Raw genomic sequence first — 13,451 nt, forward strand, 5'->3', positions numbered from 1 at the left:
GCTTCAAGAAGGTTTGATGAGCGTGGATTCGTCATTCCGGGATGGTCCGAAGGACCAGACCCGGAATCTCGAACTTCCGGGTTCGATGCTGCGCATCGCCCCGGAACGACACTTCTTATCCCGCATTGCTCGCCGTGTCGCCCTATGCTCCATTGCGCCGCTCCGGCGGCCCTGCCGGGCATCCCGCCACCGGCGCCCGCCGGATTCCAGCCGGAGTTTTGATGACTTCTCCCGATCCGTCCGTTTCAGCGGACCTGCCTTCCGAAAATCGGAACCGGCTGGTCCTGGTCGTCTACACCGCCGCGATCTTCGTCAGTGCGCTGCTGCTGTTTTCGGTGCAGCCCCTGTTCACCAAGATGGTGCTGCCGCGGCTCGGCGGCTCGCCGGCGGTGTGGTCGGTGGCGATGGTGTTCTTCCAGTCGCTGCTGCTCGGCGGCTACGCCTATGCGCATTTTCTGATGCAGCTCCGCAATCGCATGCTCCCCGTAGCGATCCATCTGGTGCTGCTCGCTTGTGCGATGCTGACGCTGCCGCTGTCGATTTCGAGCGGGTGGGGCGATCCACCGACGTCAGGCTATGCACTCTGGCTGCTTGGCCTGTTTGCGGTGTCGATCGGGCTGCCGTTCTTCGCGCTCGCGGCCAACAATCCGCTGCTGCAGGCCTGGTTCGTTCGTACCGGCCACCCCGACGGCCCCGACCCGTATTTCCTCTACGCGTCCTCGAATATCGGCAGTTTTCTGGCGCTGCTGTCCTATCCGGTGCTGCTGGAGCCGATGTTCACGCTGCGCACGCAGAACCTGATCTGGACCGGCGGCTATGGCCTGCTAATTGTGCTGATCGCAAGCTGCGGCGTGTTGCTGCTGCGCTCGCCGGCGAAGGCAGCGGAGCTGAACATGCCGGCCGACGATCGCGGCGCGCCGGCTCCGCCATGGATTTTGCGTGCACGCTGGATCTTTCTGGCTGCGGTGCCGTCGGGGCTGCTGATCGCGGTGACCGCGCATATTTCCACCGACGTCGCCGCCGCGCCCCTGCTGTGGGTGCTGCCGCTGTCGCTCTATCTCCTGACCTGGGTGCTGGTGTTCCAGTCGCGCCCGCTGCTGCCGCACAAATGGATGCTGCTGGCGCAGCCGCTGGCAATTGCAGGCGTCGTGGTGCTGCTGGCGGTCGGCGGCGAGCAGAATTTGCTGCTGACGCTCGGCGGGCATCAGCTCTGCTTCTTCGTCATCGCGATGGCCTGTCACGGCGAACTGGCGCGCACCAGGCCGGCGGCGAGATATCTCACCGGTTTCTATGTCGCGCTGTCGTTCGGCGGCATGGTCGGCGGCTTGTTCGCCGGCCTGATCGCGCCGTTCACGTTCTCCTGGGTTGCGGAATACCCGATCCTGCTGGCGCTGGCGGCGCTATGCCGGCCGCCCGGCGGCGAACGCCTGCCGCGCTGGAGCGCGTGGTACTGGCCGTTCCTTGCCGTGCTGGCGGTGGCGCTGATCGCACCGGCCTGGTCGACGGGAAAAATGTTCAACTGGCTCGACACCAACAGGGTCTGGGTAATCGGCGCGGTCGGTGTGCTCTCGGCGCTGCTGGCGCTCGGCCTCAACGCCAACCGCTGGAAGATATTTGCGACCGTCGCGGTGGCGCTGGTGCTGCTGCGTGCTTATCCGGCGGACGAGGGGCGGGTGGAAACCGTGCGCAGCTTCTTCGGCGTCCACAAGATCGTGGTGACACCGAACGGCCAGTATCACGTGCTGATGCACGGAACCACGATCCACGGCGCCGAGAAATTCAAGAACGACGACGGCACGCCCGTCACCGGCCAACCGGAGCCGATCACCTATTACCACAAGGACGGCGGCATCGGTCAGGCGATCACGGCGATCCGCGAGCGCAAGGGCGCGCCGCTGCGGGTGGCTGTGATCGGGCTCGGCTCCGGCACGCTGGCCTGCGCCTCGGAGCCTGGCGAAGACTGGAAGTTCTTCGAGATCGACCAGACGATGGTCGATACCGCGCGCGACCCGAAACATTTCACCTACATCCAGGTTTGCGAACCGAACATAAATCCCGTGATCGGCGACGCGCGGCTGACTTTCGCGCGCGAGCCCGACGGCGTCTACGATCTGATCATCGTCGACGCCTATTCCTCGGACGCGATCCCGATTCATCTGGCGACCGAAGAGGCGATGGAAATCTACAAGGCCAAGCTGGCGCCGCAAGGCGCTGTCGTGATGCACGTCTCCAACCGGCATCTGGAACTGTCGAGCGTGGTGGTCGGCATCGCCGACGCCAACGACATGAAGAGCTGGGTCTACAGCGAGGATTCCGGCCGCGACAATGAATACATCTTCTCCACCTCGGTCGTGGTCTCGGCGCGCGAAGAGGCCGACGTCGGCAAGCTGGCGTCGTCGGATCAATGGGCGCTGACTGAAGCCGAGGACCACCAGCGGGTCTGGACCGACGATTATTCCAACGTGCTGGGCGCGGTGTGGCGGCGGCTCAGGAACGGCGAGGAATAGACGAGTTGCGATCGAGCAAGGCGCGCCTATGATCGGGCGCGTTAGATTTTTTGTTTTGACGCGTTTTCTTTACGCGAACCGGTGTCCACTTCGCTCGAAAACGCCCTAATTGAATGGAAATCCGTCATGGCCAATTTCACTCCGGTATCGGCCGCGATCGGCGGCGCGCTGATCGGGCTTTCCGCGGTGCTGCTGATGCTGTCGACCGGCCGGATTGCAGGCATCAGCGGCATCTTCAGCGGCCTGTTGAATTTGCGGGGCGAGGACAAGGGCTGGCGTATTGCTTTCGTCGCCGGGCTCATTCTCGCGCCTGTCATCGCAGGCCTTGTCGGGTACGGCATGGCGCAGCCCAGGCTGTCGGCGAACTGGGCCGTCATTATCGCAGCGGGACTGCTGGTCGGCTTCGGTACACGGCTTGGCGGCGGCTGCACCTCCGGTCACGGTATCTGCGGAATAGCGCGGCTGTCCCCGCGATCCATCGCCGCCACCATCGTCTTCATGGTGACGGCGGTCATTACGGTCGCGGTCACCCACCATGTGTTGGGAGGTTGAGCCATGTGGATCATCGCCCCCTTGTTATGTGGCCTGATCTTCGGTGCGGGCCTGCTGATTTCAGGCATGGTGCAGCCGACCAAGGTTTTGGGCTTTCTGGACATCTTCGGCGTGTGGGACCCGAGCCTCGCCGCGGTGATGGCCGCGGCGCTCGCAGTGTCGGTGCCCGGCTTCAGGCTGGCTGATCGCGGTGCGCAGCCGTGGTTTGCCGGGCAATATTTTCGGCCGGGGAAATCGGGGATCGATCTGCCGCTGGTCACGGGCGCAGCGCTATTCGGAATCGGTTGGGGGCTGGTTGGATTGTGCCCGGGACCGGCTTTGGAGAGCCTGGCGACGCTGTCGCCCGGTGTGATCGTCTTTGTCGTCGCGATGGCCGCCGGTATGGTAGCGCACGACGCGTGGCAACAGCCGCGGCTGACGGCGCAACGCGACCGGCAGCTTGCGAGCGCGACGGATGGCTGAGATGGCGGCCGCAGATCAATCCGCGACCGCAAACTCATCCGGCTAATTCTGATTGGTGAACAGCCCGCGCGGCTGATAAGACTGCCGCGGCTGATAATAGTAGCCCTGCGGCGCCGGCGCGGAGCCGCGGTCGTCGTAATATTGCTGCTGCGGCTGCTGCTGCTGATAGGCCTGGGTGTCGTAGACGCGGCGGCCCGGCGCCGGATAGCGCGCCTCGTTCGAAGAACCATCGGCCGGATAGATGTAGCCATCGTCGGCCCGCGCCTGCGGCGCCACGCGCTGCTGTTGCGGCGTGATCACGATGGGATCGCCGGCCGCGGAATCATATTGCTGCTCATATTGCGGTTGCGGGGCGCGGCGTGCCACGGCCGTATTGGCGCGCCGCGGATTGCGCGCCAGCGCCACCTGGGAGGAGCCGGTCAGCGTCACCGTGGTGTTGAGCACGCCTTGCTCCTGCACCAGCGCGTAGAGCCTGGAGGCATTCTCGCGCGACAGACGCACGCAGCCATGCGAGGCCGGGCTGCCGAGACGGTTGACGGAATCGGTGCCATGAATGGCGTGGCCGATCTTCGTGAAAAAGATCGAGTGGGGCATCGGCGCGTCGTCGAATTCCTTGGAATAGTGGTCCTCTTCCATCCGGAAGGCGCGGAAGCTGCCGTTCGGCGTCTCATAGGAGGGGATGCCTGACGACACCGGCCAGCGGTAACGCTCGACGCCGTCGACGGCGACGGTCATCCGCTGGTTATCCTTGTCGACGGTGATGGCGACCTTGGCTTGGGCTGCACCCGAGGCAAACAGCGCCAGGGCGGTGACGGCAATGAGGAAGGAACGCATTTACCTTTGGCCTCCAAGCCCCTGTACTAAAGTTGCCGGCTCTTCGTCCCTCGGCATCTACTATGCCCGGAAACTGGTACTGGTTCCAGTGGCCTGCGCCGCAATCGTTAACGCCCCCGGCGGCGCAAACAAGGCGGTAGGACGGCGCGGGCGGGCTGTGGCGCTGACTTTTTCGCGAGCGGCGGGGCCTGGCTTTAGGTCGTCATTCCGGGGCGTGCAAAGCACGAACCCGGAATCTCGAGATTCCGGGTTCGGCTCTGCGAGCCGCCCCGGAATGACGCTTCGCGTTAGTTCTTCAGCCGGTAACCGGTGCGGAAAATCCACCACACCAGGGTCATGCAGATGGCGAGGAAGCCGAGCGTCATGCCGAGGCTCAGAGCCACGCTGACGTCGGCGATCTCGTAAAAACTCCAGCGGAAGCCGGAGATCAGATAGACCACCGGATTGAGCATCGTGATGGTGCGCCAGCCCGAGGGCAGCATGTTCACCGAGTAGAAGCTGCCGCCGAGGAAGGTCAGCGGCGTCACGATGAGCATCGGGATCATCTGCAGCTTTTCGAAACCGTCGGCCCAGATGCCGATGATGAAGCCGAACAGGCTGAAGGTCACGGCCGTCAGCACCAGGAAGGTCAGCATCCACCAGGGGTGAAGGATGTGCAGCGGCACGAACAGCGCGGCGGTAGCGAGAATGATCAGGCCGAGGATGATGGATTTGGTCGCCGCCGCCCCGACATAACCGATCACGATTTCGAGATAGGAAATCGGCGCCGACAATATTTCATAAATGGTGCCGACGAATTTCGGAAAATAGATGCCGAACGAGGCATTGGCGATGCTCTGCGTCAGGACGGACAGCATCACCAGCCCCGGCACGATGAAGGTGCCGTAGCTGACGCCCTCGACCTCGGTGATGCGCGAGCCGATCGCGGCGCCGAACACTACGAAATAGAGCGAGGTGGAGACCACCGGCGAGACGATGCTCTGCAGCAGCGTGCGCCAGGTGCGGGCCATTTCGAACAGGTAGATGGCGCGGATCGCACGGTAATTCATGGCGCCCTCACCAGGCTGACGAAGATGTCTTCGAGGGAGGATTGAGTCGTGTCGAGGTCCGAGATGTAGATGCCGGCATTGCGGAGGTCGCCGAGCAGGCTGGTGATGCCGGTACGATCGCCCTTGGTGTCGTAGTCGTAGATAACTGCGTGTCCGTCGTCGCACAGTTCGAGATTGTAGGCCGCGAGCGAGGCGGGGACCGCATCGATCCTGCCTTGCAGATGCACCTTCAATTCCTTCTTGCCGAGCTTCTGCATCAACCCGGCTTTGTCCTCGACCAGGATGATCTCACCTTTGTTGATGACGCCGATGCGGTCGGCCATCTCCTCGGCTTCCTGGATGTAATGCGTAGTCAGGATGATGGTGACGCCGGAGGCCTGCAGTGCGCGCACCACATCCCACATGCCCTTGCGCAATTCGACGTCGACGCCCGCGGTCGGCTCGTCGAGGAACAGGATCTTCGGCTCGTGCGACAGTGCCTTGGCAATCATCACGCGGCGCTTCATGCCGCCGGACAGCGTGATGATCTTGGAATCCTTCTTGTCCCACAGCGACAGGTCTTTCAGCACTTTTTCGATATGGGCCGAATTCTTCGGCTTGCCGAACAGGCCGCGGCTGAAGCTGACGGTCGCCCAAACGGTTTCAAAGGCGTCGGTGTGCAGTTCCTGCGGCACCAGCCCGATCAGCGACCGCGCGGCGCGATAATCCCGGTTGATGTCGTGTCCACCGACAGTGACGCGGCCCTCGCTCAGATTGGCGATGCCGCAGATGATGCTGATCAGCGTGGTCTTGCCGGCGCCGTTCGGGCCCAGCAGCGCGAAGATCTCGCCGGGCCTGATGTCCAGATTGATGCTGTTCAGCGCCTTGAAGCCGGAGCCGTAGGTTTTTGAGAGATTTGAGACGGATATGATGGGTGGCATCGCAAGCATGGCAGTCTGAAATGGAAATGGGGCGAACGACACAGCGGCGCTTTCAGCCGGATCGGCGCGGGAGAGGGTGGGAACCGGGAGATAGGAACGCGGAAGGCCTTCCGCAATGCGTAGGATCGAGAAAAGCGCCTACTCCGCGGCGTGAGCGCGCGCGGGTAAGCCGATCGGACCTGCGCAACGCTAGGCAATGGTCAAATCATTAACGTTGTTTACGCCACCTCGTTTGCCTTCGCGAGGGCGCGACGAACAGCTTTGGGCTCATTCTTGATGACGCTAATAAGCGTGCGGGCTGCGCCGGAAGGGCGGCGCGTACCAAGCTCCCACTTCCGTACAGTTCCGACTCCCGTTCCGATCAGGGCGGCGAACTCGTCCTGTGACAGACCGAGCATTAGCCGTGCTTCGCGGGCTTCGGTTTCCTTTGGAGTGACACGATGCACAATTGCCTTTGTCGTCTTTCCCGAAGCATGATTGTGCGCCTCGCGTAGACTCGCGCGAATGTCGTCGGCAAGCCGGCTGCTCTTGCGCGTCATTTTTCTTTCCATTGCCTCACGATCTCCCTCATAGAGGCCGCAAATTCTCGCTTTTCAGCAATCGTCAGATCGCTCTTTTCATTTTTCGCATAAAGTGCCAGCAGCAGAATTGGAAAATCCTCGTTGTAGAAATAGTAGACGACTCGTGTGCCGCCTCGCTTGCCGATGCCGTCACGTCCAATACGGACTTTTCTTAATCCGCCAGAACCCGGAATAATGTCGCCGCATGTCGGCTCGTAAGCAACCAGGTCAATGACGGCGTCGCGCTGTCCGGCCGTCAACAGCTCGCTAGCGCGCCGGCGATATCCTGCAAATTCGATCACCGAAACGGGGCGCTTAGCCATCCTGCGATGATACCCCAATGGGGCTTAGATCGCAAGGGTCCTGCGCCCGGCCGTTACACCCGCTCCACAAAACTATCGACCACCTTCTTCTCACCGGCCTTTTCGAACGCAATCGTCAGCTTGTTGCCGTCGATCTTCACCACGTTGCCGTAGCCGAATTTCTGGTGAAACACGCGGTCGTCGAGCGAGAACTCGGAAACCGTGCCGGTGGATTTCGCGACCAGTTCGCCTTCGATCACCATCGGGCCGCGCTTGTTGCGCGAGAAGCCGCCGCCCGAGAAGGTATCGCCGCGCGAGCCTGAAAATGACGACTGGCTTTCTTCGAAACCGCCGCGGGCCTGTCCGCGACCGCCCTGGCCGCGGTTGCGGTTGGCCTGCGCGCGCTGCCAGCCCGGCGTGGTGTAGCTGGAGCCGAAGGATTCGACATTGTCGAAGCGCGACGGGCCGTAGCCGCCGCTGCCGCCCCAGCCGCCGCCGCCTTTCGATTCCGTGATCTCGACATTGGCTGACGGCAGTTCATCGAGGAAGCGCGACGGGATCGTGGTCGACCACGTGCCATGGATGCGGCGGTTGGTGGCGAAATAGAGCTTGGCGCGGCGGCGCGCGCGGGTCAGGCCGACATGAGCGAGGCGCCGCTCTTCTTCGAGGCCGGCGCGGCCCTGTTCGTCCAGCGTGCGCTGACTCGGGAACAGGCCTTCTTCCCAGCCGGGCAGGAACACGTTGTCGAATTCGAGTCCCTTGGCCGAATGCAGCGTCATCAGCGACACGGCTTCTTCCTCGGCGCCGCCGTCGCGATCCATCACCAGCGAGATGTGTTCGAGAAACCCCTGCAGATTCTCGAACTCCTCCATCGAGCGCACCAGTTCCTTCAAGTTATCCAGCCGGCCCGCGGCGTCGGCGGAGCGGTCCTTCTGCCACATCTCGGTGTAGCCGCTCTCGTCGAGCACGATTTCGGCCAGATCCGTATGCGCGGTGACCTCGCGCTGGGCGCGCCAGCGGTCGAAATGCGCGACGAGGTCGCGCAGGCTCCCGCGCGCCTTCGGCTTCAGTTCGTCGGTCTCGACCACGGCGCGCGCCGCCTCGAACAAGGGAATGCGGCGCTTGCGGGCGTGGTCGTGCAGCATCTGCACGGTGGCGTCGCCAAGCCCGCGCTTCGGGACATTGATGATGCGCTCGAAGGCAAGGTCGTCGGCGGGCGAATTGATCGTGCGCAAATAGGCCAGCGCGTCACGGATTTCGGCGCGCTCATAAAACCTCGGACCGCCGATCACGCGATAGGGCAGGCCGAGTGTCACAAAACGATCTTCGAACTCGCGCATCTGGAACGAGGCCCGCACCAGGATCGCAACCTCATTGAGGTTTTCACGAGCGCGCTGCAGCTCCTCGATCTCCTCGCCGATGGCGCGGGCTTCCTCTTCAGAATCCCAGGAGCCGGTGACGGTGACCTTCTCGCCGTCGACATCCTCGGTGCGCAGCGTCTTGCCGAGCCGGCCTTCATTGTGCGCGATCAGATGCGAGGCGGCGGCGAGGATGTGACCGGTCGAACGGTAATTGCGTTCGAGGCGAATGACCTTGGCGCCGGGAAAATCGTGCTCGAAGCGCAGGATGTTGTCGACCTCCGCGCCGCGCCAGCCATAGATCGACTGGTCGTCGTCGCCGACGCAGCAGATGTTTTTGGAGGGGGAGGAGGGCGGCGGGGCCGCAGTCTCAGTCATTCCGGGATGCGCTGAAAGCGCAGACCCGGAATCTCGAGCTGAGTCCTCTTCATCTCGAGATTCCGGGTTCACGCCTTCGGCGTGCCCCGGAATGACGGGAGCTCCCGGAATGATGGCCGAGAGCGGCGCGCCCGGCCGCGACGGCGCCTGCGACAACAGCCGCAGCCAGAGATATTGCGCGACGTTGGTATCCTGATATTCGTCGACCAGAATGAACTTGAACCGGTTCTGGTACTGCCGCAGCACGTCGGGATGCTCGCGGAACAGCCGGATGTTCTCCAGCAGCAGGTCACCGAAATCGGCGGCGTTGAGAATCTTCAGCCGCTCCTGGTAGCTGGCGTAGAGTTTTCCGCCCTTGCCATTGCCAAACATCGCGGCCTCGCCTGCCGGCACCTGCGAAGGCGTCAGCCCGCGATTCTTCCAGCCGTCGATCAGCCCGGCCAGCATGCGTGCGGGCCAGCGCTTGTCGTCGATGCTCTCGGCCTGCAGGAGCTGCTTGAGCAGTCGCACCTGATCGTCGACATCGAGCACGGTGAAATTGGATTTGAGCTGCACCAGCTCCGCATGGAAGCGCAGGATGCGTCCGCCGATCGAGTGGAAGGTGCCGAGCCACGGCATGCCCTCCACGGCCTGGCCGAGCATCTGGCCGAGGCGCAGCTTCATCTCTCGCGCCGCCTTGTTGGTGAAGGTCACCGACAGGATTTCATGCGGCCGCGCCCGGCCCTGGCTCAGGATGTGGGCGATCCGCGTGGTCAGCACGCGCGTCTTGCCGGTGCCGGCGCCGGCGAGCACCAGGACCGGGCCGTCCAGCGTCACGACCGCGTCGCGCTGTTCGGGATTGAGGCCGTTGAGATATTGCGGGCCGGCTGCGGCCCGCGCACGCGCGGCGATGCCGCCAGCCGCTGGCTGGTGCTCGGGGACGCCGTGATGGGGCAGTTTGCTCGGCTCGGTCATGCTCGAATCGTGTTGGCCCCACGATGGCACCGTGAGGCGGTAAAGGGGAGCCTTCATAGCAGGGATTGAAGGCCATATAGGGCCTGTCCGCCCGTTTTGACAGGTTTATCCCGACCCGTTTGCCGGCTTGATTTCTCAGCTTTGCGGCGATTTTGTTCCGCTGGAATCGTCAAATTTCGCGGTTTCGTCGCCAGGAACCTTCGTTTCCGGGCCGGATTGTCCTGTCAGTCGGTGCGCGACGCTGCAGTCGCCGGCATCGCGAGAGCAACAGCCAATTGAGGTCGTGTCATGCTGAGCTGGGTCCTTACGTTTCTGGTCGTCGCGTTGATTGCGGGTGTTCTGGGCTTCGGCGGTATCGCTGGCGCGTCCGTCGAAATCGCCAAGGCGATTTTCTTTATCGCCGTGATCCTGTTTCTGATCTCGGCCGTGGTCGGACTGGTGCGTGGACGCAGCAACGTCTAGCCGGCGCGGCTGACGCGCAAGAACTGGCGGCGACGGCCCGCTACGGAGCGTCACCGCCCGAACGCATCGCTATTTTCCGGGGCATCGTGACCTTGCGGCCGATGCCCTCGGGCCTCGGAATGGCTGCATGCGCGCTCACGGCCGCTCGAATGCGGGCGTGAATGTCCGGCGGGAAGGGGGCAACTTTCCGCTCGTTCATGTTCACGTGGAGCGTCATGTTTTCAGAGGTGGCGGAGAGCCAGCCTTCGGTGGCGTGGCGCAGTTGTTCGAACGTATGCAGCCGCTTCTCATCGGTATCCAACAGATAAACCGAAATCTGAACGGGGTCGCCGAGGTGAATCTCGCGCACGTACTGCACATGGCATTCGGCAGTGAAGGTCGAGCAGTGGCGTTCCTTCATGTAGGCCGGCCCGATCCCGAGCTGCAGCCACATTTCGTCGATCGCGCGGTCCATCATGACGTTGTAATAGGCCATGTTGAGATGGCCGTTATAGTCGATCCATTGCGGTTCGATCTGCATCACCGAGGACAGGAACGGGGCCGGAGGTAACGGCATATCCTTCAAACGGTCCTCCGCGGCGGCATCGCTCGTCATCGTCCATCCCTTTGTTTTTGCGGGTCTCTTGACCCCCCTTATATCCTTTGCCACGGTCCGCTCAAATCCGGGAGGAATTTGCCGTGGCGACGACGATATCAGGTAGTGTGAAGCGGCCGGAGCCGCAGGCGCTGGCAAGCGGGATCGAGGCGTTGGCGGCGCGATTCGGCAACCGGCTGATTACCTCTTTAGCCGTGCGTGAGCAGCACGCCCATACCACCACCTGGCTGCCGACGCAGCCGCCGGACGCGGTGGTGATGGCGCAGGAAACTTCCGATATCCAGGACGTGGTCCGGATCTGCGCCAAACACTCTGTTCCCGTGATTGCCTTCGGCACCGGCACCTCGCTGGAGGGCCAGGTCAACGCGCCGGCCGGCGGCGTCTGCATCGATTTGCGCGACATGAACCGGATTCTTGAAGTTCATGCTGAGGATCTGGATTGCGTGATCCAGCCCGGCGTCACCCGCAAGGCTCTGAACGAGCATCTGCGCGACCAGGGATTGTTCTTCCCGATCGATCCCGGCGCCGACGCTTCGCTCGGCGGCATGACCTCGACGCGGGCGTCCGGGACCAACGCGGTGCGCTACGGCACCATGCGCGACAATGTGCTGGCGCTCAAAGTGGTGCGCGGCGACGGCGAGATCATCACGACCGGCACGCGGGCGAAAAAATCATCGGCCGGCTACGACCTGACGCATCTGTTCGTCGGCGCCGAAGGCACGCTCGGCATCATCTCCGAACTCACCATCAAGCTGCGCGGAATTCCCGAGACGATCGCCGCCGCCGCCTGTTCGTTCGAGACGGTGCGCGGCGCCTGTCAGGCCACGATCCTGGCGATCCAGACCGGCATTCCGCTCGCGCGGATCGAACTGCTCAACGCCGAGCAGGTCCGCGCCTGCAATGCCTATTCGAAGCTGACCTTGCCGGAGACGCCGCTGCTGCTCTTGGAATTTCATGGCAGCGAGGTCGAGGTGGCCGAGCAGTCGAGGAATTTCAGCGAAATCGCCAAGGAATGCGGCGGTGGCGATTTCACCTGGACCACCAAGCCCGAGGACCGCACCAAGCTGTGGCAGGCGCGGCACGACGCCTATTGGTCGGTCAAGGCGCTACGCCCCGGTGCGGGCGTGGTGGCGACCGACGTCTGTGTGCCGATCTCGCGGCTGGCCGATTGCGTTACCGAGACCGAGGACGACCTGAAACGGCTCGGCCTGCTGTCGCCGATCGTCGGCCATGTCGGCGACGGCAATTTCCACTGCTCGCTGGTCTGCGACGTCGACAACGCCGAAGAAATGGCCCGCGGCGAGGACTTCATGCATCGCCTGGTCGAGCGGGCGCAGTCGATGGGCGGCACCTGCACCGGCGAGCACGGCATCGGGCAGGGCAAGCAGAAATACCTCAAGGCCGAACTCGGCCCCGAGGCGATCGACGCCATGCGCGCGCTGAAGCAGGCGCTCGATCCGCAGAACATTTTTAATCCCGGCAAGATCGTGCCGGTGGGGTAGGGGATGGACTCGCTAACGCGGAGCGGACGTCGGCGGCGACGCGCCTTCATTGAAGGGATGTTCTTGCCGCTTCCTTGACAACCCAGTCAACAAACAGTGCGACACGCTTGTCATTCGCCAGCGCGGCAGGCCAGCGGATGACGTGCGCCTTGCTGGACGTCATATCCCAGTTTGGCGACACGACGCGGCAAAGCCGCTTTTCCGCGAGTGCATCATGAACAAGCAAAGACCGGGCTAGAACGACGCCGCTACCCTGCAAGGCGGCAGCGATTGCCGTACCGAGATTATCGAAGCGAAGCCCGCCCTGAATGGGAGCCGTGACGCCCAGCCGCTCGAACCACACCGGCCACGACCATTCCGCGCCGTCGTTCCGGCCAACGAGGCCCTTGTGCAGTATTGGTAAAGTGCCGAGCACATGCGGCTCGCGCAATGGCCGTCCACGCGGCAGCAGAGACGGGATCGCAACCGGGAAAACCATCTCGTCGAACAGCAAGCGTTGGGTCGACGTGGCCCGCGCGCCAACCTTGGGAAGCCATCGGATCTGCACGTCGAGATCGAGGGCGCGCGCTTGAACATCGCTTTCGATGATGCAGAGTTCGATCGCAATATCGGGATATGCTGACGCAAACGCCGTCAGACGCCGTACCAGCCAGTAGTTCGCAAGGGCGGAGCCGAGTCCGATCTTGAGTGTCACCGGCCGCACCGACGCACGCGAGCGGGCGCGTAGCTCTGCCATCTCGTCAAGCATCCGCCCCAGTCCCTCGGCCAAGGTAACGCCAGCTGCGGTCGGCAACAGACCGCCTCCCGTACGATCAAGCAACCGCACGCCCACAAAGCCCTCGAGTTTCTTCAGCCGATGGCTGATCGCGCTCTGCGTGAGCCCCAGCTCGCCGGCCGCGCGCGTCATGCTGCGATGGCGCAGCGCCGCGTCGAACGCAATCAGGCCATCAAAAGGGGGAAGAGCACGCATGCCAGCACTATGAAGGATATTCATGGCGATGTGAACAATTGGCGTT

General features: G+C 63.2%; 13 protein-coding genes. 5 read left to right on the forward strand and 8 right to left on the reverse strand.

What is annotated here, in order from left to right:
- The first annotated feature begins 41 nt into the window (after window positions 1-41).
- From V1283_RS02685 to V1283_RS02695, 3 genes are all read left to right on the forward strand, one after another.
- Window positions 42-2,507, forward strand: a complete 2,466-nt coding sequence (locus V1283_RS02685) for a spermidine synthase (RefSeq protein ID WP_442895693.1) — start codon at window positions 42-44, stop codon at window positions 2,505-2,507.
- A 126-nt stretch (window positions 2,508-2,633) separates the two neighbouring features.
- Window positions 2,634-3,059, forward strand: a complete 426-nt coding sequence (locus V1283_RS02690; RefSeq protein WP_334384898.1) for a YeeE/YedE family protein — start codon at window positions 2,634-2,636, stop codon at window positions 3,057-3,059.
- Between the two features lie 3 nt (window positions 3,060-3,062).
- On the forward strand, window positions 3,063-3,521 hold the full coding sequence (locus V1283_RS02695) for a DUF6691 family protein (protein WP_334384899.1): 459 nt from the start codon (window positions 3,063-3,065) through the stop codon (window positions 3,519-3,521).
- A 42-nt stretch (window positions 3,522-3,563) separates the two neighbouring features.
- Here the strand turns inward: V1283_RS02695 and V1283_RS02700 are convergent, their stop codons facing one another.
- From V1283_RS02700 to V1283_RS02725, 6 genes are all read right to left on the reverse strand, one after another.
- Window positions 3,564-4,355 (reverse strand): L,D-transpeptidase, encoded by a 792-nt coding sequence (locus V1283_RS02700; protein WP_334384900.1) that lies wholly within the window; start codon window positions 4,353-4,355, stop codon window positions 3,564-3,566.
- A 287-nt stretch (window positions 4,356-4,642) separates the two neighbouring features.
- On the reverse strand, window positions 4,643-5,404 hold the full coding sequence (locus V1283_RS02705; protein ID WP_334384901.1) for an ABC transporter permease: 762 nt from the start codon (window positions 5,402-5,404) through the stop codon (window positions 4,643-4,645).
- On the reverse strand, window positions 5,401-6,324 hold the full coding sequence (locus V1283_RS02710; RefSeq protein WP_334384902.1) for an ABC transporter ATP-binding protein: 924 nt from the start codon (window positions 6,322-6,324) through the stop codon (window positions 5,401-5,403). The genes V1283_RS02705 and V1283_RS02710 overlap by 4 nt, the downstream gene beginning before the upstream one ends.
- Before the next feature lie 218 nt (window positions 6,325-6,542).
- Window positions 6,543-6,863, reverse strand: coding sequence for a helix-turn-helix domain-containing protein (locus V1283_RS02715; RefSeq protein ID WP_334384903.1), 321 nt, complete (start codon window positions 6,861-6,863; stop codon window positions 6,543-6,545).
- Window positions 6,860-7,207 (reverse strand): type II toxin-antitoxin system RelE/ParE family toxin, encoded by a 348-nt coding sequence (locus V1283_RS02720; protein WP_334384904.1) that lies wholly within the window; start codon window positions 7,205-7,207, stop codon window positions 6,860-6,862. The genes V1283_RS02715 and V1283_RS02720 overlap by 4 nt, the downstream gene beginning before the upstream one ends.
- Window positions 7,208-7,260: 53 nt before the next feature.
- The gene (locus tag V1283_RS02725) at window positions 7,261-9,876 is read right to left on the reverse strand and encodes an ATP-dependent helicase (protein ID WP_334384905.1); all 2,616 of its coding nucleotides are present in this window, start codon (window positions 9,874-9,876) and stop codon (window positions 7,261-7,263) included.
- 288 nt (window positions 9,877-10,164) lie between these two features.
- Here V1283_RS02725 and V1283_RS02730 point away from each other — a divergent pair, with 288 nt between their 5' ends.
- On the forward strand, window positions 10,165-10,338 hold the full coding sequence (locus V1283_RS02730) for a DUF1328 domain-containing protein (RefSeq protein WP_334384906.1): 174 nt from the start codon (window positions 10,165-10,167) through the stop codon (window positions 10,336-10,338).
- Between the two features lie 40 nt (window positions 10,339-10,378).
- Here the strand turns inward: V1283_RS02730 and V1283_RS02735 are convergent, their stop codons facing one another.
- Window positions 10,379-10,933, reverse strand: a complete 555-nt coding sequence (locus tag V1283_RS02735) for a thioesterase family protein (protein WP_442895694.1) — start codon at window positions 10,931-10,933, stop codon at window positions 10,379-10,381.
- A gap of 83 nt (window positions 10,934-11,016) precedes the next feature.
- On the opposite strand from V1283_RS02735, the gene V1283_RS02740 reads away from it, so the two are divergent.
- Window positions 11,017-12,435 carry an FAD-binding oxidoreductase gene (locus tag V1283_RS02740; RefSeq protein WP_334384907.1) on the forward strand — a complete coding sequence of 473 codons (1,419 nt, stop codon included), beginning with the start codon at window positions 11,017-11,019 and terminating at the stop codon, window positions 12,433-12,435.
- A 46-nt stretch (window positions 12,436-12,481) separates the two neighbouring features.
- Here the strand turns inward: V1283_RS02740 and V1283_RS02745 are convergent, their stop codons facing one another.
- On the reverse strand, window positions 12,482-13,405 hold the full coding sequence (locus V1283_RS02745; RefSeq protein ID WP_334384908.1) for a LysR substrate-binding domain-containing protein: 924 nt from the start codon (window positions 13,403-13,405) through the stop codon (window positions 12,482-12,484).
- Window positions 13,406-13,451: the final 46 nt, after the last annotated feature.

Origin of the sequence: Bradyrhizobium sp. AZCC 2262 (assembly GCF_036924535.1) — a bacterium.
Classification (GTDB): Bacteria; Pseudomonadota; Alphaproteobacteria; order Rhizobiales; family Xanthobacteraceae; genus Bradyrhizobium.

What these genes read in the sequence shown, in the direction of transcription:
- V1283_RS02685 (WP_442895693.1), top strand. Translation starts at nt 42, where the DNA reads ATGGTCCGAAGGACCAGACCCGGAATCTCGAACTTCCGGGTTCGATGC.
- V1283_RS02690 (WP_334384898.1), top strand. Translation starts at nt 2,634, where the DNA reads ATGGCCAATTTCACTCCGGTATCGGCCGCGATCGGCGGCGCGCTGATC.
- V1283_RS02695 (WP_334384899.1), top strand. Translation starts at nt 3,063, where the DNA reads ATGTGGATCATCGCCCCCTTGTTATGTGGCCTGATCTTCGGTGCGGGC.
- V1283_RS02700 (WP_334384900.1), bottom strand. Translation starts at nt 4,355, where the DNA reads ATGCGTTCCTTCCTCATTGCCGTCACCGCCCTGGCGCTGTTTGCCTCG.
- V1283_RS02705 (WP_334384901.1), bottom strand. Translation starts at nt 5,404, where the DNA reads ATGAATTACCGTGCGATCCGCGCCATCTACCTGTTCGAAATGGCCCGC.
- V1283_RS02710 (WP_334384902.1), bottom strand. Translation starts at nt 6,324, where the DNA reads ATGCCACCCATCATATCCGTCTCAAATCTCTCAAAAACCTACGGCTCC.
- V1283_RS02715 (WP_334384903.1), bottom strand. Translation starts at nt 6,863, where the DNA reads ATGACGCGCAAGAGCAGCCGGCTTGCCGACGACATTCGCGCGAGTCTA.
- V1283_RS02720 (WP_334384904.1), bottom strand. Translation starts at nt 7,207, where the DNA reads ATGGCTAAGCGCCCCGTTTCGGTGATCGAATTTGCAGGATATCGCCGG.
- V1283_RS02725 (WP_334384905.1), bottom strand. Translation starts at nt 9,876, where the DNA reads ATGACCGAGCCGAGCAAACTGCCCCATCACGGCGTCCCCGAGCACCAG.
- V1283_RS02730 (WP_334384906.1), top strand. Translation starts at nt 10,165, where the DNA reads ATGCTGAGCTGGGTCCTTACGTTTCTGGTCGTCGCGTTGATTGCGGGT.
- V1283_RS02735 (WP_442895694.1), bottom strand. Translation starts at nt 10,933, where the DNA reads ATGACGAGCGATGCCGCCGCGGAGGACCGTTTGAAGGATATGCCGTTA.
- V1283_RS02745 (WP_334384908.1), bottom strand. Translation starts at nt 13,405, where the DNA reads ATGCGTGCTCTTCCCCCTTTTGATGGCCTGATTGCGTTCGACGCGGCG.